The organism is Vibrio sp. 10N.286.48.C11, from assembly GCF_041469805.1.
Taxonomy (GTDB): Bacteria; Pseudomonadota; Gammaproteobacteria; order Enterobacterales; family Vibrionaceae; genus Vibrio; species Vibrio crassostreae_C.
In genome coordinates, this window is the sequence record NZ_JBFRLK010000003.1 from 15,361 (window position 1) to 33,007 (window position 17,647).

At 46.1% G+C, this 17,647-nt stretch carries 21 protein-coding genes; 5 read left to right on the plus strand and 16 right to left on the minus strand.

The window, feature by feature from the left end; genetic code table 11:
* The first annotated feature begins 38 nt into the window (after positions 1-38).
* Positions 39-905 carry a 23S rRNA (adenine(2030)-N(6))-methyltransferase RlmJ gene (gene rlmJ, locus AB4209_RS00930; protein WP_372054497.1) on the plus strand — a complete coding sequence of 289 codons (867 nt, stop codon included), beginning with the start codon at positions 39-41 and terminating at the stop codon, positions 903-905.
* A gap of 297 nt (positions 906-1,202) precedes the next feature.
* Here the strand turns inward: rlmJ and AB4209_RS00935 are convergent, their stop codons facing one another.
* From AB4209_RS00935 to AB4209_RS00945, 3 genes are all read right to left on the minus strand, one after another.
* Complete coding sequence (locus AB4209_RS00935) at positions 1,203-2,291, minus strand: alkene reductase (RefSeq protein ID WP_372054499.1); 1,089 nt, start codon at positions 2,289-2,291, stop codon at positions 1,203-1,205.
* A gap of 59 nt (positions 2,292-2,350) precedes the next feature.
* Positions 2,351-3,559: an MFS transporter gene (locus AB4209_RS00940; RefSeq protein WP_372054501.1), complete on the minus strand. Its 1,209-nt coding sequence runs from the start codon at positions 3,557-3,559 to the stop codon at positions 2,351-2,353.
* 83 nt (positions 3,560-3,642) lie between these two features.
* Entirely contained in the window at positions 3,643-4,326 is a 684-nt protein-coding gene (locus tag AB4209_RS00945) for an SDR family oxidoreductase (RefSeq protein WP_372054503.1), read from the minus strand.
* Between the two features lie 181 nt (positions 4,327-4,507).
* Here AB4209_RS00945 and AB4209_RS00950 point away from each other — a divergent pair, with 181 nt between their 5' ends.
* The 4 genes from AB4209_RS00950 to AB4209_RS00965 all read left to right on the plus strand — a co-directional run bounded on the left by AB4209_RS00950 (position 4,508) and on the right by AB4209_RS00965 (position 6,953).
* Positions 4,508-5,437, plus strand: coding sequence for a LysR family transcriptional regulator (locus AB4209_RS00950; protein WP_102320399.1), 930 nt, complete (start codon positions 4,508-4,510; stop codon positions 5,435-5,437).
* A 113-nt stretch (positions 5,438-5,550) separates the two neighbouring features.
* Positions 5,551-5,943, plus strand: coding sequence for a GFA family protein (locus AB4209_RS00955; protein ID WP_017061270.1), 393 nt, complete (start codon positions 5,551-5,553; stop codon positions 5,941-5,943).
* A 28-nt stretch (positions 5,944-5,971) separates the two neighbouring features.
* On the plus strand, positions 5,972-6,439 hold the full coding sequence (locus AB4209_RS00960) for an OsmC family protein (RefSeq protein ID WP_017065091.1): 468 nt from the start codon (positions 5,972-5,974) through the stop codon (positions 6,437-6,439).
* A gap of 169 nt (positions 6,440-6,608) precedes the next feature.
* The gene (locus AB4209_RS00965) at positions 6,609-6,953 is read left to right on the plus strand and encodes a ribosome recycling factor family protein (RefSeq protein WP_017061272.1); all 345 of its coding nucleotides are present in this window, start codon (positions 6,609-6,611) and stop codon (positions 6,951-6,953) included.
* A 144-nt stretch (positions 6,954-7,097) separates the two neighbouring features.
* On the opposite strand, the gene AB4209_RS00970 is transcribed toward AB4209_RS00965, so the two are convergent.
* The 13 genes from AB4209_RS00970 to AB4209_RS01030 form a co-directional block, all read right to left on the minus strand.
* Positions 7,098-7,337, minus strand: a complete 240-nt coding sequence (locus tag AB4209_RS00970) for an RNA-binding protein (RefSeq protein WP_017061273.1) — start codon at positions 7,335-7,337, stop codon at positions 7,098-7,100.
* A 131-nt stretch (positions 7,338-7,468) separates the two neighbouring features.
* Positions 7,469-8,137, minus strand: a complete 669-nt coding sequence (locus AB4209_RS00975; RefSeq protein WP_017065090.1) for an SDR family NAD(P)-dependent oxidoreductase — start codon at positions 8,135-8,137, stop codon at positions 7,469-7,471.
* A gap of 271 nt (positions 8,138-8,408) precedes the next feature.
* Positions 8,409-8,672 (minus strand): hypothetical protein, encoded by a 264-nt coding sequence (locus tag AB4209_RS00980; protein WP_017061275.1) that lies wholly within the window; start codon positions 8,670-8,672, stop codon positions 8,409-8,411.
* Between the two features lie 246 nt (positions 8,673-8,918).
* Complete coding sequence (locus AB4209_RS00985) at positions 8,919-9,461, minus strand: DUF3833 domain-containing protein (protein WP_017061276.1); 543 nt, start codon at positions 9,459-9,461, stop codon at positions 8,919-8,921.
* Positions 9,458-10,033 carry a chalcone isomerase family protein gene (locus AB4209_RS00990; RefSeq protein ID WP_372054505.1) on the minus strand — a complete coding sequence of 192 codons (576 nt, stop codon included), beginning with the start codon at positions 10,031-10,033 and terminating at the stop codon, positions 9,458-9,460. Before AB4209_RS00990 ends, AB4209_RS00985 begins: the two co-directional genes overlap by 4 nt.
* A 3-nt stretch (positions 10,034-10,036) precedes the next feature.
* A complete protein-coding gene (locus tag AB4209_RS00995) occupies positions 10,037-10,558 on the minus strand; it encodes a DUF2878 domain-containing protein (RefSeq protein WP_372054507.1) in 522 nt (173 codons plus the stop codon).
* Positions 10,536-11,816: a cyclopropane-fatty-acyl-phospholipid synthase family protein gene (locus AB4209_RS01000; RefSeq protein WP_017070213.1), complete on the minus strand. Its 1,281-nt coding sequence runs from the start codon at positions 11,814-11,816 to the stop codon at positions 10,536-10,538. Before AB4209_RS01000 ends, AB4209_RS00995 begins: the two co-directional genes overlap by 23 nt.
* A gap of 105 nt (positions 11,817-11,921) precedes the next feature.
* Complete coding sequence (locus AB4209_RS01005; RefSeq protein WP_372054509.1) at positions 11,922-12,728, minus strand: DUF1365 domain-containing protein; 807 nt, start codon at positions 12,726-12,728, stop codon at positions 11,922-11,924.
* Positions 12,725-13,996: an NAD(P)/FAD-dependent oxidoreductase gene (locus tag AB4209_RS01010; RefSeq protein ID WP_102428126.1), complete on the minus strand. Its 1,272-nt coding sequence runs from the start codon at positions 13,994-13,996 to the stop codon at positions 12,725-12,727. Before AB4209_RS01010 ends, AB4209_RS01005 begins: the two co-directional genes overlap by 4 nt.
* 2 nt (positions 13,997-13,998) lie before the next feature.
* Positions 13,999-14,730 (minus strand): SDR family NAD(P)-dependent oxidoreductase, encoded by a 732-nt coding sequence (locus tag AB4209_RS01015; RefSeq protein WP_136974016.1) that lies wholly within the window; start codon positions 14,728-14,730, stop codon positions 13,999-14,001.
* The gene (locus AB4209_RS01020) at positions 14,730-15,161 is read right to left on the minus strand and encodes a nuclear transport factor 2 family protein (RefSeq protein ID WP_050647550.1); all 432 of its coding nucleotides are present in this window, start codon (positions 15,159-15,161) and stop codon (positions 14,730-14,732) included. Before AB4209_RS01020 ends, AB4209_RS01015 begins: the two co-directional genes overlap by 1 nt.
* A 14-nt stretch (positions 15,162-15,175) precedes the next feature.
* Positions 15,176-16,591, minus strand: coding sequence for a deoxyribodipyrimidine photo-lyase (gene phrB, locus AB4209_RS01025; RefSeq protein ID WP_372054511.1), 1,416 nt, complete (start codon positions 16,589-16,591; stop codon positions 15,176-15,178).
* Complete coding sequence (locus AB4209_RS01030) at positions 16,588-17,535, minus strand: YbgA family protein (protein ID WP_372054513.1); 948 nt, start codon at positions 17,533-17,535, stop codon at positions 16,588-16,590. The genes phrB and AB4209_RS01030 overlap by 4 nt, the downstream gene beginning before the upstream one ends.
* Positions 17,536-17,647: the final 112 nt, after the last annotated feature.

Here is a 17,647-nt window from a genome sequence, read left to right on the forward strand (position 1 = left end):
GTATGTTTAGATGACGTTCGTAGAAATGAGGCAAGGGAATGGAATATCGACATCAATGTCACGTAGGCGACCACGGTGATGCACTGAAGCACCCTGTATTAAGTGCTCTGGTTCAGTCATTAATGCAGCAGCATTCGCGCCTCAATGTTATCGACACTCATTCAGGTACAGGGTGTTATGACCTCACTACCGCACCAAGTAATCACGCCGGTGAGTTTGCTGAAGGGGTCGGGTACTTGTGGCGCAATAAGGCTTATCTTCCTCCGGCATTCGCTTCTTTTATGTCGGTGCTGGAATACTACAATCCGAATCAGCTTATCTCTTTGTATCCCGGTTCTGCTGCCATTACCTATCAACAAGGCCGCAGCCAAGACAGTTTCTATTTTTCAGACATCCAGCAAGACGAAGCCGACCTATTACAAACCAACATTGAGAAGCTGCAACGCGATCTTGATGTCTCAAGTAAGCTAACTATCACCGCAGGCGACGGGCTCAAAGCGCTGCCTGATGATGTGGCCAAGCATGATAACCACCACCTGATCGTGATTGACCCACCTTACGAAACTGATTCTGAATATCTCGCAGTGATTGATGCCTTGGTTAAGGCTTATCAACAGTCTGAGAAAGTATCTGCCTTGATTTGGTATCCACTTTATACGGATGATAAGAGCTCACTGATTTTGAACCACTGCGTGACAGCGGTGAAAGATGGTTTGCTACCAAGTCCGATCAAGTCGGAACTTCGCCTTCGAGATCCCAAGGGTGATGATCGCCTGATCGGCAGTGGTTTGCTGTTGTTCAATCCACCACAAGGCATTGCGGGAACGGTCGCAGATACGCTCGATTATTTACACAGCCAACTCGCCACTAATGGTGAAGGCTACTGGCAAATGAGAAGCTTATAGATCTGATTTTTATGGGTTTTATGATGGTTTTCTAGACATCACTCACTAAACCACTGTTATCTATGTGGTTTAAATTGACCAAACGCTAACTTTTATCGATTGATTAATTGCAGTGAATCATTTAAAAATAGAATATCAATGCGCACAAGTGCATAATGGCTCATAAGTTAAATAATTACCCCTAATTAATATCAGATTGTGGTTTACCCCCTAAACTGCATAAGGCTCGCACTAGTCACGCGAGCCTTTCTTTTGCCTGAAGGAAAATCTAAGGCAGTTCTATCAATTTAAGATTCACTACAACACTGGATAATCGATGTAGCCTTTTTCGTTGCCGCCGAACAGAGTGGCGCCATCAAGTTCTGATAGTTCGCTGCCGTTTTGTAGGCGTGATACGAGATCTGGGTTGGCTACGAATGGGCGACCAAATGCCACGAGATCAGCATAGCCTTTGCTTAACACTTCTTCGGCGCGTTGTGGTGTGTAGTTGCCTGCGACGATGATAGTGTTGGAGAATTGCTCCCTTAGCTCTATTCGGAAGCTTTCAGGGATAACCGGTGCATCATCCCAGTCGGCTTCTGATAGGTGCAGGTAAGCGATGTCTCGATCTTGAAGTGCCTTCGATGCCTCTAAAATCGTTGGTACGATATCTGGGCAGTTCATGTCTTTGAAGGTGATGAACGGCGCCAAGCGCACACCTACTTTATCGGCACCTATCTCTTCAATCACAGCATCAACCACTTCAATCAGGAAGCGAAGGCGGTTCTCACGGCTTCCACCGTAGTTGTCGGTGCGTTTGTTTGAATTGGTTCTTAGGAACTGATCAATCAGGTAGCCATTGCCACCGTGTATTTCCACTCCGTTGAACCCTGCCTCGACTGCTTTTTTCGCTGAGTTAGCAAAATCTTGAACAACACGATCGATGTCTGCTTGGGTCATCTCTCTTGGTTGGATGCAATCCACCATGTTGCCGTTACCATTCTCATCAGAGATCCAAACCTGCGTTTCTATTGGAGCTAATGCAGAAGGTGCAATCGGTAACTCGCCTTTTTGAAAGGTAGGGTGTGATACTCGGCCTACATGCCATAGCTGGCAGAATATCGCGGCACCTTGTGCTTTTGCTGCTGTTGTTACTGACTTCCAACCTTCGATTTGTGCATCGGTATAAACGCCGGGTGTGAATGAGTAACCTTGAGAGTCATCAGAGATCTGCGTTGCTTCCGTGATGATCAGCCCTGCACTTGCGCGTTGTTGGTAATAGGTTGCCATCATGTCGTTTGGCACGTTTCCAGGTTGGCTAGTACGAGCGCGTGTCATGGGTGCCATAACCACGCGGTTTTGTAGTGCTAGGCCTTTCAGTTCTGATGCTTCGAATAATTTGTTCATGGTTTCTACCTTGTTTTAATGCTGTGATCTTTCTTTTTGTATTGGGGCTATAAGTCGCGTTATTTGCTTTCTGCTGGGCTGAAAATAGAGTTGCTCTGTGGCTTTTCAGCTCGGTTAGCTTTGGCGATAAGTAGCAAGCCAATGACAGGGACAACAACGGCTGCGAATGGAATCATTCCAGCGCCTAACTGGCTGTCGAGTACCATGCCACCAAGGAATCCACCGAAGGCATTCGCTAGGTTAAACGCTGAGATATTGGCGGTTGCTGCTAACTCTTGGCCTTCGCCACCGTGGTTCATCACTCGAAGTTGCATAGCGGGAACGTTCGCAAATGATGCAATACCAAAGACAAATGCAGCTGCAACGAATAGGATTTTGTTGTCTACCACTAGGCCTACCACAATCAGTGAAGCGATCATCGCGACTGCCCAATACATTGAAGCTTTGCCTAGATTTTTATCTGAAGAGCGACCGCCCAAGGTGTTACCGATAATTAAGCCGACACCCACAATCACTAAGATCCAAGTAACAGACTCTTGACCGTAGCCGGTGATGTGCATAGCGATTGGCGCAAGGTATCCGTAAAGCGTCATGAAGCCAGACCAAGCAAAAGCGGTGATTGCCAAGCTGATCAGCAGCATTGGGTTTTTGAACGCTAACAGCTGCGTTTTGATGTCTTTTGCTTCACTGTGGCCGGTCGATTTAATTGATGTCAGGATTGAAATCATTGCGATGGTGCCAAGCGCAGCAACAGTGAAGAAGGTGGTGTGCCAGCCGAATTGTAAGCTAACCCAAGTACCAGCTGGAACGCCAAGAACGTTAGCGAGCGTTAAGCCTGCGAACATTTGGCCAACGGCACGACCTGCCATTTTTTCAGACACTAAGTTGGTCGCAACAACCGCACCGATCCCATAGAAAGGACCTTGAACTAAGCCTGCGATAATACGACTTGCCAGCAGTAATGGGTAGCTTGGCGCTAAGGCCGACAACGCGTTACCGATGATGAACAGTGCCATTAGCCCAATCAGCACCATCTTCTTATTAAAGCGAGCAAGGTAGATGGTTAAGATTGGTCCACCGATAACGATAGCCAACGCGTAAGCACTGATAAGGTAGCCAGCTTGACCTTCTGTGATTGAAAGTGATGTGGCGATTTGTGGAAGAATGCCTGCGATAACAAACTCAGCGGTGCCAATTGCAAATGCTGCGAGTGTCAGTATCCAAACTTGGAATGGCATCTTTTCTTGTGTCATGGCTTCTGATTTCATGATGAGTTACCTATGTAAATTCTTATTTGTTAGGACGTTGAGATAAACACCCTCACGATTGTTCTTTATGTCTTTGCGGGGTGTTAGCCGAGTAGAGCGCCGCCGTCGATGTCGATGATTGACCCTGTTACGTATGGGTTGTTAATCGCGAATAGGTAACCCATAGCCACCTCTGAAGGCTCGCCAACCTTGCCTGCGGGTAGGTTATTTTTGGCGTTGTCGTACATGCTTGTACGAGCGGAATCGTCCATGTTTTTGTAGGCTTCCGTCATGGTTAAACCCGGGCTAACGGCATTGACTCGAATGGGTGATAGCTCTTTCGCCAGTATTTTAGTCACGCTTTCTAGCGCGGCGTTGATGGCGGTTTTTACGTAAGTGCCAGCCACTACTTTGCGAGACAACATGCCTGTCGTGAGCGTGATAGAGCCGTTTGGCGTCATGTAGCGTGAGGCATGTTTTGCTACGTTTAAGCTGCCCCAAAACTTAGTGTCAAAAGCTGTCTTAGCGTCTGCGGTTGCTACGTCTGTTACTTTTCCTGCGGGAGCGGATGAGCCAGCCGTTACGACTAAGTGGTCAAACACGCCAATCGATTCGAAGTATTCACAAATTGACTTTTCATTGCTGATATTAAGGCCTGTATGTCGGCTAGCGACGTGCACTGTGTTGTTTTCGTTTCTCAATTTCATCGCGAGTGCTTTACCGATGCCTGATGTGCCACCAATGATGACGAAAGTGCGTTGCTCTTGATTAGTCGATTCGTTAGTCATGCTCTGAATTCCTGCGTTGTTCTGTTGATGTTTGTCATTATATTTATTCGACTAAATTTGATAATTGGTTAAAATATAAATTCATTATTCGGTTAATCTGAATAGTGTCGCTGAATATTCAGATCGAGCATTAAGATCGAGAAGTAAGACGAAGAGACGAAGAGACGGAAGCGAGAATCGTATGGATAAGTTTTCAGATATGGCGATGTTCGTCAGTATTGTTAAGCATCACGGGTTAGCGGCGGCTGGGCGCGAACTGGGTTTATCACCTGCGACCATGACAGCAAGGCTTCAAGCGCTGGAAGAGCGATATGGTGTGAAGTTGTTGAATCGAAGTACGCGCCATGTGTCTTTAACCGACTCTGGCGAGCTGTATCACAAGGCGTGTCTGGAGATATTGGATAATGTCAGTGAGGCCGAAAACCTGATCCAAAATGGCGTCAAAGAGGTCAAAGGTCCACTCAAAATCGCCGCGCCGAAAGACATCGGAAAGCAGTACATTCTTCCGATTCTCTCTGAGTTCTGTCAGCAATATCCCGACGTGATCCCTTACCTCTACTTGAACGATAACCTCTCGAACATTGCTGAATCTGGCATGGATATCGTGGTCCGTTATGGTGAATTGGTCGACAGCAGTTTGATATCCAGACGCTTGTCACCAAGCCGACGTGTGCTGTGTGCTTCTCCTGAATATCTTGCCAAGCATGGAACACCGTTAACACCACAAGATTTGGTTGATCACGATTGTTTAGCCATGCTGCGCAGCAATGAAGAGCTCAAGACATGGCACTTCCAAGATCATGATATGAAGAAGTCGATTACTGTTGTTCCAAAGCGATTTTCAGACGATGGCGAAGTGATTCGCTACTGGGCATTAAAAGGCGAGGGCATTGCTCTTAAATCGGTACTGGATGTGCAAGGCGACATCAATAACCAGCGCCTTGTGACGCTGCTTAATGGCTACATGAAGAACTTCAACACCGCGATGTCGGTGTCGAGTGCCGATTTGAATGTGGTGTACATCAGCAAGAAATATCAGCCCAAGCGTATCCGGTTGTTTCTTGATTTCTTGTTTGAGCGGTTTGGCGATTTGGTTGAAAAGTCTAGTTAGATTAGCCGAGAAGCAGCGCATGACAGATCTCTCGAACTCAACACCCGGGTACGGACAGAGAACATTGAACTGGTTATGATACGACCAACATAAGGATGTGATTGGAGAGAAAAATGAAAGTCGTCGGAGATACGGTTATCCAACCTTTTCACAAGGCAACCTGCCATTGCGGTGCGGTTGAACTAGAGTTCAGCTTACCTAACGGGATAGAAAAACCACGCCGCTGTGATTGCTCTATCTGTCGTCGCAGGGGAGCGATTGTGGGCTCTGTTGCACTGGACGGCATCAAGATCCTCAAAGGTGCGGAGCATCTCAAGCTTTATCAATTCAATACCAACACCGCAAAGCATTATTTCTGCTCAAACTGCGGCATCTATACCCATCATCAACGCCGTTCTAGCCCAAATGAATACGGTTTTAACATCGGCTGTTTGGAAGGGGTAAACCCTTTTGATATTGGTGATGTGGTGACCAACGATGGTGTCAATCATCCAGCTGATCGTTAATTTATTGAGCATAAAAAAGGAAGGAATTATGTCTGAATACGGAGCGATCATTCGCTGGAAAAAAGCAGAAGATGAAGTCTTTAGCGACAATCAATACAGTCGAGGTCATACGTGGGAGTTCGATGGTGGTGTCACTGTGCCTGCTTCGTCCTCTCCACATGTTGTGCCACTGCCGTTTTCGGTGGAAGCGAATGTTGATCCAGAAGAAGCGTTTATCGCGGCACTTTCTAGCTGCCATATGCTGACGTTTTTGGGCATTGCCGCAAAGCAGAAGTACGTGATCGACTCCTATGTCGATGATGCGATTGGTGTGCTGGAAGAAGATGAATCTGGCCGCTCATCGGTCACTAAGGTGACTCTGCGCCCTAAAATTGTGTTTTTAGGTACCAAAAAGCCCACCGCCAAGCAGCTCGACAAACTGCACCACTTGGCGCACAAAAACTGCTTTATCGCGAACTCGGTAAAAACGGACATTGTGGTAGAAACTAAAGCGTAAACCACACACGTTAACATCCAAAAACCGCGAGGTTGCTTAGTGCATCACTGGCGGTTTTTTTGTGTCTGTGTAATCCTACGTACGGTTTTAATTGAGTGACAGTTAGAAAGTTTTGAGAGATAGGTAGAGAGCTCTTGAATGGTAGGAATAGATTGATTAGCAGAGAGTTATGTTTAGCGTCCCATTGAATAGTTTTGTACATCGTGTGAGTGATAAAAGCCAAGTGATGGTGAATGCTGCGGAATGTGGATGTCAGTTGAAACGAGTTCGTCGTTCGCGTAATTGGCTGTTGGTCGCTCAAGAGTATCAACTCGTTGAATTTAAAACGATGTTAACCCATGAAAAAGACGGTTGGATAGCAATTGCAATCGACAAAGTGCTGCCTAAACCCGTGGTGTGTTTGGCATCTCTGTTGGCCGCTACACCTTCAATGACTGTGGCTCAGCTGGTGATGGAATCTGGATGTTCAATGGCCGAAGCAAGACGTGCTATTGATGAACATGAAGGTCTGTAGGCGTATTCAAATCGTGTGAAAAGAGAATTGCGAGCAGCAAAAAGCCCGTAACGATATTGCGCTGGAAAACGTCATATCGTTACGGGCTTTATCATCTGTGCTGCTGTTAAGCTAAGCCATGCGGCTTATGAAGCATTGAATCGATTAAGAGTTCGCTACTTTTACACGAATCGTGTTTTTGCCAAGCTTTGACAAGTTCAGCTTGTTTAGTGCCGCTTTAGCTTCTTCTTGCTCTGGCATTTCAACAAAAGCGAAGCCTTTTGAGTCGCCAGTTTCTTGGTCTAAAACTAGGCTGCACTCTTTTACTGAGCCAAACTCAGAAAATAGCACACGGATGTCTTGCTCAGAGGTAGAGCGCGATAGGTTACGAACTAGAAGTTTCATAATAAACCTTGAATATGAATTTACGCCGAGCATTGTCGCACACTTTCATGCTCACCCTCACAAATAATTACTCTAATCATTTCTTTGGTAATGTGTCGCTCTATTTACCGATTAAGCGAGCTGTTTACCTGCTAGCCGCGGTTTATCGTGATATCTGACACGAATCCATGCTCTGTGCTGGTCAACGCCTGTTGTAGCATCTGAGCGGCTTCTTGCGCGGTCATAAAGCTCGAGGTATCCATGCCTTTACCGCTTGTATTCCAAAACTCGGTCGCCATTCCTCCAGGGTAAACCGCCACGATTTTCATCGGGTGACCTTTTAGCTCCAACCTCACCGATTCGATAAAGCCTTTCACGGCCCATTTTGCCGCGCAGTAGGTGGACTCTTCCGCTTTAGCACCTTGTGCCGCCGTCGACATCACCACAGCGATGGTGACCGATTGATCTTTGTAGCGCTGTACAAGCTCGCGAATCAAAAAGATCGAAGACTCAATATTGTTCTTCAGCATGTCGCTGATGATGGTTGGATCTTGCTGTTCTATCTTACCGAAGTACCCACTGCCAGCGCTGTGGATCACCAGCTTCGGCATTTCAGGTAACGCATCCAATAACTCGCTCACTGAGTGCGGGTCACAGAGATCACACGCTTGGCTAATGGTATTCGCAGGTAGGCCTTGCGCCACTTCTGCTAAACGTTGTGCATTGCGACCTGTAATGGCTACGCGCTGAGCGTCGGCGTTAGCATATTGTTTCGCGAGAGCTGCGCCTAAACCGCTGCTTGATCCGGTAATTAAAATCATACTGTCTTCAATTTGTAGAGTTGATTCGAGATAGTAAGGGGCTAGGCTAAGATTTTCTGAGATCTATGGCTAAAGTTGATCGATAGCCTGGTTGATAGGTTGATAGGTTAATAGCTTGGGTGATCGGTCGAGCGGTAAGGCTGAGCTAAGAGAGTGGGGGAAAGCCGTTAAGAATCGACGGGTTTAGCAAGAAATAACAGCGTTAAAAAACAACGAACTAACAAGTAAAAGCGCCGGCATAGAGCCAGCGCTTTTGAGTAATCATAAGTGATTATTCGTCGTCGAACTGTTTGATCGTGAACGCGTCTTCGATTCGGTTAAGCTCTTCTTGTTCTTTCACTCGCTTCTCTTCTTGCAGAGTCGCTCTCGTTTCGTTGAAACGTTTTTTCTCTGACTTAGTCAGGAATTTTACAGCTTTTTTGTTGGTCAGTGCGTAAGCAACTACGTCTTCACCTTTTTCTCTGCGGTCGTTTACGCGTTGTGAGAAACGTTCATTGTCGCGAGCTTTACGCTCCGCTGAGGTCAACTTGCTCATGCTTTAAAGCCTTTTCAATTATTCATGGTAGGGAATCTACGCTTAGCGAAACAAATGGGGACTGCTTAGTGTCAGTCTAGTCCATTTGTATGCTGGTGGCGCATCTTAGCACAATGGCTTGAGCATGCAGGTATGCTATTCGAGGGATCAAACAAAACAGCCCACAATTTTCGTTGTGGGCTGTTTTGTTACGTACTGTAGATGTAGTCATCGTTTTAAAACTAAGAATCAGAAACGGCAGTTACATCAAATCTTCTCGATGTATAAGATGACCTCTCCGACTTTAAAGCCAAACTTAGACATCTCAGTCTTGTTGAACAAGCGTTTATCGTCCATTAAGAACATCCAATCATCGAGCACCACTTCATAGGTGCTGCCGTCTACTTCAATCTCTAAGTCATATTTCCAATACAGCGCAGAACCTTGGGTTTCACCATAAGCGGTTCCAACGACATCGTTGGCAGTCCCAGAATAGGTGTTTTCGCCCGTTTTGATTAGATTCCAAACGCGAGTTGAGCGCTCGCCATCAGCAAAAGAGAACCACTCTTTTATTTCTCCGTTGTCACCGTCCCAAGTCGCGATCAGTTTGGCATCAAAGCGGCGCAGTAAGTTACCAGAGCGGTCTAGCACCATGCCGTAGGCCATTAGCTCTCCATTAAAAAAGGTTTCAAGCTTGAGCTCTGGCGTAGTGTCGACATGGTCTTCTAAACTTGCAGAGCCACAGCCCACTAGCCAAGTGAGTGAAAAAAATGCCAGAGCAAATTTTATTATTGTTGTTTTTGGATTCATTTGTTCAAACCTAAAAGTTGTTTACGAAGACCGGGTTCAGAGGTGTTTTCAGACAACCAAATCGCTAGAAAGGCTTCACCAAATTGCTTGTCTTGGATGGTGCCGATCGGTTGTTCATCGAAATAAAAACGACTTACGTTATCTTCAGCGACACGAATCGTGAGTGTGCTTCCTTCTTCCACGCTCGGCCACATCGCGTACAAGGGTTTCAACCAACGTTGAATGTTGCTGTCAGAGTAGCCAAGCTTGTTCCACTGATCTTCGGTAGCGTCTACGAGGTCTTTGCTATCGATAGAGCGGTAATACTCAAGCTTCAAAGCTCGTTCGGAGTTGGTTGGAGTCGCGTAGAATTCTGCCGAGTAGAGAGTCCAAAACAGGTAACTCATTTCACCCTCACCACGTTTGTTCAGATCATCGACAGCAGAGGCTCTAGCGTGTCCGGCAAATAACAGCGCAGCAAAGATTAACGGGAGAGTAATAAAGCTTAGAAGTGTGTTTTTTTCTTGCTGATGAGCGCGAACAATACCTCGCTCAGGTTTGAACGTTTGTGTCGGGTTGCGTGGATAAGCCATAAGTCACCTCGTTATTGCCATTTTAGGTTGTATTAAGTTGGAGTAGGCGGCCACCAGTAAGGGCAACAAAATCCCCCAACTTATTGCAAGGGCAGCAACTACCGATGCATCTGGCCAAGTAGTAAGAAGAGCACCTGCTTTGATGCCTCCCCAATAACTACTAGTACCTGCTACGAACCCTATGACAAACAAGATCACTTTCGAGCATTTTAAAAGCCAATTTAGGCTGTGGTTAAAACTGATTAAGAACATGATCCACAGGCAGACAAGCCACACCGGGAACCACGATTGATTCGCAATTTCAGAGTCGACGGCAAACACGCCGAACTGGAGTAAGAGGCTATCAAGCAATAGCCCCAATGGTAATAAAATGAGTATCTTCAAATCGCTACTGCGAGTCGGTGATAGAAGGAAGTGAACCACTACAATCAGTGGTGTGACGAACGGGGCTTGCGCGGTAAAGAAAGCACTGCAAACCCAGGTCGCTTGAAACAGTACGAGATTAATAATCCAAAACCGCTTCATCTTTTTCTCCAAAGTAACGAGGTTTTCTTGCGACTACATGGTGAGTGCTGATCACGCGCTCTTTGAATGCGCCTTCACAGTAGCAGAAGTAGAAGGTCCATAAGCGTTTAAACTCTTCTGAATAGCCGAGAGACTCTAGCTCTTCCCAACTATTTTCAAAGGCGATGTTCCAATCATTCAGCGTTCGAGCGTAGTGCAGGCCAATGTCATCAATTTCTTGAACCACAAGGTCGGTGCTGGTCGCAAGGTGTTGGGTCATCACTGAAACAGAAGGTAGGCAACCGCCGGGGAAGATGTACTTCTGAATAAAGTCGACACCTTTACGGTATTTGTCGTAACGGCTGTCAGCAATAGTAATTGCTTGAATCAGCATCTTGCCTGAGGGCTTAAGTAGCGAGGAACATTTTTCAAAGAAGGTTTGTAGATACTCATGTCCGACCGCCTCTATCATCTCGATCGAAACCAACTTGTCATACTCACCAGTGAGATTGCGATAATCCTCTTTGAGCAGGGTGATTTTGTCGGTTAAACCAAGCGCTTTTACTCTCTGTTCAGCAAGTGCATGTTGGGCATCTGAGATCGTGGTAGTGGTGACGTGGCAACCGTAGTGTTGCGCCATGAAGATGGCTAAGCCGCCCCACCCTGTGCCTATCTCGACCACGCTATCTTTCTCAGACAGTTCTAGTCGCTCACAGATGGTTTTCATTTTGTTTTGTTGAGCCTTCGACAAGGTTTCTGCGTCTTCGCTGTAGATTGCGGAAGAGTACTGCATCGAGCTATCTAAGAAGCGCTCATACAGTTCGTTGCCAATGTCGTAGTGGGCGAGAATATTTCGCTTAGAGCCTTGCTCGGTGTTGGCATTCTTACGGCGCAGCAATAGGTTTTTGATGCGAGAAATCCATTGTGTCTTGTCATCAAGCTCATCCAATTGGGCTTGGTTACGAGCCATGATTTGAATCACACGCGTGAGGTTTGGGCTGGTCCATTTACCATCGATATAGGCTTCAGATGCCCCAATGCTGCCATTGATGACCACATCTCTAAAAAAGGTCGCATCATGAATCACGATTCGACCTTTCAATTCAGCTTCTCGATCACCAAATACTGAATGCTGGTCGCGCTCAATGATTTCAAGCGTTGCGAATTGCAGGCTTTCTAACACCTTGAAGATTAAAGCTCGATATTTACAGTTGCTTGAAACAGCAACGGCTTTAGCTTGTTGTTCAATATTGTTGTTTTGTTTGGCAAGCTGTTCCATGTAAACCTCGCTGATAACTCATTCTAATATTTTGTGCCAACTAAGCTGAGTTCAGCTCCTTGATTGGAGCGAACCCAAGCTAGAAATGATTTCTGTTTTAAGCGCTTAAGATGTTGAGTCTGGATGCGCCACAAACGGTACTTTTTTCAGGAATAATTTGAGAGCCTGATAATAAATTCCCATCACGACTTTTATCGTCATCGCCGGAATCTTGAATACCGTTCGTCTAATGTTTGTCTTGGTTACTGACTGCTTCGTCAGGGCTAGTGTCGCATCGAAAAGCTTGTCGTCTCGGCGGCTTTCGATGTGAACTAACGTGCGTTTCGCTGGTGGCTTAATCTTCCAAAAATAAGTCATGTTCAAATCCATGAACGGCGAAACGTGAAACTCTTTTTTTACCTTCAATTCTTGGTGCATGTCGATGAGGTAGTAGTGTCTTTCTCGCCAAGGCGTGTTACTCACTTCCGCCAACATGTACTTACAATCTCCAGTCTCGTCATAACAGAAGAAACAGTTGATTGGACTGAAATAGATACCTAAACAGCGGCACTGAGCCAGCATCGTCACACGGTTTGAATCAGACCAAACCCCACCAAGTTGTTGCACTTTGCAAGCTATACGTTGCTTAAGTGATTTTGGTTCATCCGTGGTGACATTTTCTTTTTTTTCAGCGAGATAATCCGATTCGACAAAGCGAATCGGGTTGTACCAACGAGTTCCGAACAGCGCACTGCGCGCTGTGGTTTGGGGCAGCTCATCAAGATCTAACCCCATCATATACAGCTGATAGCTGAACTCATGAGTGATGTCGCCAAAGCGGCGATGTCTGATGTTACCCCAATAGATACCGCTGAGCTCTTCACTCTTTTCGGATGCGATCCCCATCTCGGGTGTCAGGGTTTGACTGTTCATAGCGCGGAACTCGTACTCAAATCTAAACCGAAGCGTTTGGTCACATCGAGTGCACTGTGGACACCGTCTTCATGGAAGCCGTTATACCAATAAGCGCCAGCAAAGTGCGTCTGGTTTTTGCCACAGATTTGCTCACGCTTGTGCTGAGCTTCGACCGTGTTCGAATTAAGTACCGGGTGATGATAAACAAAGCTGCGAATAATTTTTTCTGGGTCGATGGCTTCGCTTTGATTCAAGGTGACACAGAAGGTGTCTTGGCTTTCGATGCCTTGCAGAATGTTCATGTTGTACGTGACACAGGCAGGTCGTTTACTGTCGCCATCCAACATGTAGTTCCAGCTTGCCCAAGCCAGTTTTCTGTCTGGTAACAAGCGAGTATCGGTGTGCAGAACCACTTCATTGCGGCTGTATGGGATCTCGCCCAGTACCTGTTGCTCTTGTTCTGTTGCATCACCAAGCAAGCGTAAGGCTTGGTCTGAGTGGCAAGCAAAGATTACTTCGTCGAAACCTTGTGCGCTGCCATCTTCAAATTCAATCGTGACGCCTGTTTCTTGGCGAGTCACTTGTTTAATCGATGTATTCAGTGCAACAGTCTTACTTAGGCGTGAAAGGATGATTTCAACATAAGAACGCGATCCCTTTGGTATCACATACCACTGAGGACGGTTCGCGATATCGAGCAATCCATGGTTGTAGAAAAACTGAATGAAGAACTTGAGCTCAAACTCTTCCATTTCTTCCAAGCTTGTCGACCAAATCGCCGCGCCCATCGGTAAGATGTAGTGCTGGCTGAAAAAGTCGGAAAATTGATTATCTCGTAGGAAACTGCCAAGGGTAACGTCTGGTGTGAATTCATTGCTTTCAAACTGAGCCTTACACAGCTTGTTGAACTTGAGAATGTCAGACACTAAAGACCAGAACTGAGGTTTGAAGATGTTGCTCCTCTGCGCGAATAACGAATTAATGCTGTGGCCGTTGTATTCAAACTTGGTCGTCGTGTTGTGGACGCTGAAGCTCATCTCAGTCGGTTGCCTTTCGACATCGAGTTGTTCTAGAAGCTGATTGAAATTCGGGTAGGTTCGATCGTTGAATACGATGAAACCTGTATCTATCGAAAACGCCGAGCCTTGATGTTCAATATCAACGGTCGCGGTGTGCCCCCCAACGTAATCATTCTTTTCGAATACTGTTACGTCGTGGTGCTTATCTAATATATGCGCGCAAGTGAGTCCAGAGATACCTGAACCAATAATGGCGATTTTCTTCATTGTTATACCATCCTTGAAGCGAGTTTTTGCCAAACTGGAGTTGGAAGCATTCTTAGTAGCTTCATCAACATGATGAATCGTCTTGGGAAATCAATTTCACTCTTTCCTTGAGCGATACCATTTACGATTCGCTGAGTTGCGGCCTCACTACTAATAATCATAGGCATAGAGAACGTATTTCGCTCGGTTAATGGCGTTTCAACAAAGCCAGGGTGCACAATTGAGACATGAATGTTGTGCGTTGCCAGATCAACCGAAAGTGTTCTGCCTAAGTAGGTGAGGGCTGCCTTTGAAGCGCCATAAGCCTCGGCTCTTGGCAAAGGTAAAAAGCTGGCGCTGGAGCTGACTAAAACCAAACGGCCGCCGGGCTTGATGTTTTTTAACCAAGCTTTAAGGGCGTAGCCAATTGAAATTAGGTTTATGTTGATGACGCGCTCGAATAGCTCGGCATCAAAGTTCACTGGGTCGTCGATGTACTCACAATCACCTGCATTTAAAATCAGCAGGTCGAGCGGCTTGTCTTGGTCGAGTTCTGGAAAGTTGTGGTAATCAGTCAGATCGAAACAGAGCGGTGTAATTGATGAATGCGCGATGTCTGTATCGTGAGAATCAACTAAGGCTTGCAGTTTGTCTGGATTGCGGCCACAAGCAATCACCTGATGCCCTTGCTGAGCGTAATCTTTAGCTAGGGATTGGCCGATACCTGAGGTCGCGCCTGTAATCATAATATGCATTATCGACTCGCTCTCTTTTTGATGGATTTTATCGCGCAGCCCAGTACTGGAATGTGTTCATACAACATAGAACCGACGTCGAGGTAGTCTCTGTGGTAAATCACTTGACCGTCGAGCATCTTGAGATGGCTGTGTCCTTGTACTTCGATTGGCTTCTGCCCATTTAATTGCTTGTGAGCAAACTGCATCGTCCAGTAAACGGAAGCTTCGTCGTTCGCTTCGAAAGTGTGTTCGATATGAAAGTAACAGCTGGTTACTTGGGTGTAGAGGTTCTCGAAGTAGTGCGTAAGCGCCGAAATACCGCTGACATGATGCAGCGGATCTTGGAATTCAATATCAGGGTGATAAACCGTCTTAAGCACGTCGAAATTGTCGGTTCCGAGTTCTCGATACATGTTGAGAAAGTTATCAAGCCATAGAGAGTTATCCATAATATTCACTCTAATTATTTGAAGAAGGCTAAGGCTCTCAATCGTGCTTCTTTATGCTCAACGATGGGTTGCCAGTATTCGCTGTCTATTCCGTTTTTAGCGATAAAGTCATGTGGGAAATGTACATGCTTATCTGGGATATTTTGCAGCTCTGGTATGTACTTACGAATAAAAATTCCTTTTGGATCAAACTTTTCACTCTGAGTGATTGGATTGAAAATTCGGAAGTAAGGTTGAGCATCACAGCCAGTACTTGAAGCCCACTGCCAGCCACCGTTGTTGGCGCTAAAGTCTCCGTCGATAAGGTGCGACATAAAGAAACGCTCGCCCCAACGCCAGTCAATAAGCAGGTGCTTGGTTAGGAAGCTTGCCACCACCATTCTTAGTCTGTTGTGCATCCAGCCCGTTTCAACCAGTTGACGCATTGCGGCATCAACCAATGGATATCCTGTTTTTCCTTCGCACCAAGCTTTGAAGCTAGGATGATCGTGATACCAATCTAAACCATTGTATTTTTGCTGAAAGTTAGCACCTTTGACCAGTTTAGGGTGGTGGAACATCAAATGCTTATAAAAATCTCGCCAAATCAATTCATTGAGCCAACAAAAGGCCGGTAATTGCGTATCAAATAACAGATCGGGTTGCTGCTGAATCAATTGAATCGCTAACCAACGTGGGCTCACGGCGCCAATCGCTAAATAAGGTGATAGCCCCGATGTTCCTTTAACTGAGGGAATATCTCTCAGACGTGCGTAGTCGTTGACTTTATTGCCTAAGAAATTGGGGATCACATTGCCCAATACATCTTGGCTTAATGGCCAGCGACTCGAATCAACACGCGGAAAATCGAAATCATAGTCAGCAGAGATGGTTAAGGCTTGTAAGTCGTCAGGAAGCTGTGTTTGTGAACGTTCAGCTGACTCGACAGGAGCTGGACTGCAGATGATGCCTTTCACCTGAACTTCTTTTAACCAAGCGTTCTTAAAGGGCGTAAAGACTTTGAACATCTCGCCTTGTTTGTTGAGAACGCTACCGAGTGGCAGCATAACGTCACAATCGCTGATCTTCAGGTTTAGGCCGCTTGAAATCAGCTTTTTATCGCGAGCTTGTTCATCGACCTCTGGTTCAGAGTTAGCGTAGACGCACTTGGCATCAAGCTGCTGGCATAGATCGATGAGTTGATTGGATTGGTCGTCAAAATCGGTCGCTTTTAGGTGAAGCAACGTTATCCCGAATTCAGCGAGCTGGGAATCGAGTTGTTTTAGATGACGATAGATGAAATCAGCTTTGATTGGCGCAAGGTGGTGCTGCTGCCACGTTTGAGGAGTTGAAATGAAAACGGCGATTGTTACGCCGTTTTCAACTGCCGAGACGAGCGCTGGGTTATCGTTAATCCGCAGGTCTCGTCGTATCCATAGTATGTCGCTCAATATCCGTATCTCAGTTTAAGTTCTTGAGGGTGCGGGTTTAGGTAAACCTGTGATTCTAGGTATTCGTTCGGGTATTCCATCAGGTAGTGATTTATCAGTGTCAGCGGCACTAACAGTGGGATAACACCTTCTCGAAAAGCTGCAATTTGGTTGGTCAACTCTTGTTTGTGGGAGCTACTCAGTTGTTTCTTAAAGTAACCCTGCAAATGATGCAGCGTATTGGCGTGACTCCCTCGATTCGCGTGATGTGACAATGCTGTCATCAAGCCCTCGATGTATTGAGCCGCCAATTCGTCGATTTCTAAGTCATTACCCGCTAGCAGTTTGCCTAAGCTTTTGTAACCCTCAACGTGGTGACACATGACGAGGTACTTGTGGGCGCTGTGGAACTGAATCAGTTTGTGTTTGGTCACACCTTCATCCACAAGATCGAGCCATTTTTGGTATGTGAATACTCGAGTCATGAAGTTTTCACGCAAAATGGGATCGTTAAGGCGGCCGTTTTCTTCAACGGGGAGTAACGGGTTACCGTCCATAATTTGTTGGGTGAACATGCCTACGCCTGTCGATTCAGAGCCGCGACCATGGTGGTGGTACACCTTCACGCGCTCCATACCGCAGGTTGGGCTTTTTTGACACACAATAAAGCCAGCAATGTGTTGGTTTTTCTTTGAGTAGTTTTGACCGAACTCGATCAGTTCGTTGGTCACATCACCTGAGCCATCAGGGCGAGAAACATGGATGATGTCATCTAGCATTCTTGTTTGACGAATAGTTGGACGAGGGGTTGGAAGACCAACAGCCATCTCTGGGCAAACAGGTTCCAATTCCACGTAGTCTGCTAGGTCGTCTGTACAAAAACGAGAGCGTTTATGACCTGTGTCGAAACGTACTTTGTGTCCAGCAACACATGCACTGATACCGATTTTGATTTTCTTTTCCATTGGCCAACTCCTTTGCTCTTGCTCTGAGCTTTTTCTTATAGTTCAACATTGCTAATCGTACTTACAGAGCTGGGTGTGTTTTTACTTTGACACCGTAGTTGTTTTTATTCAG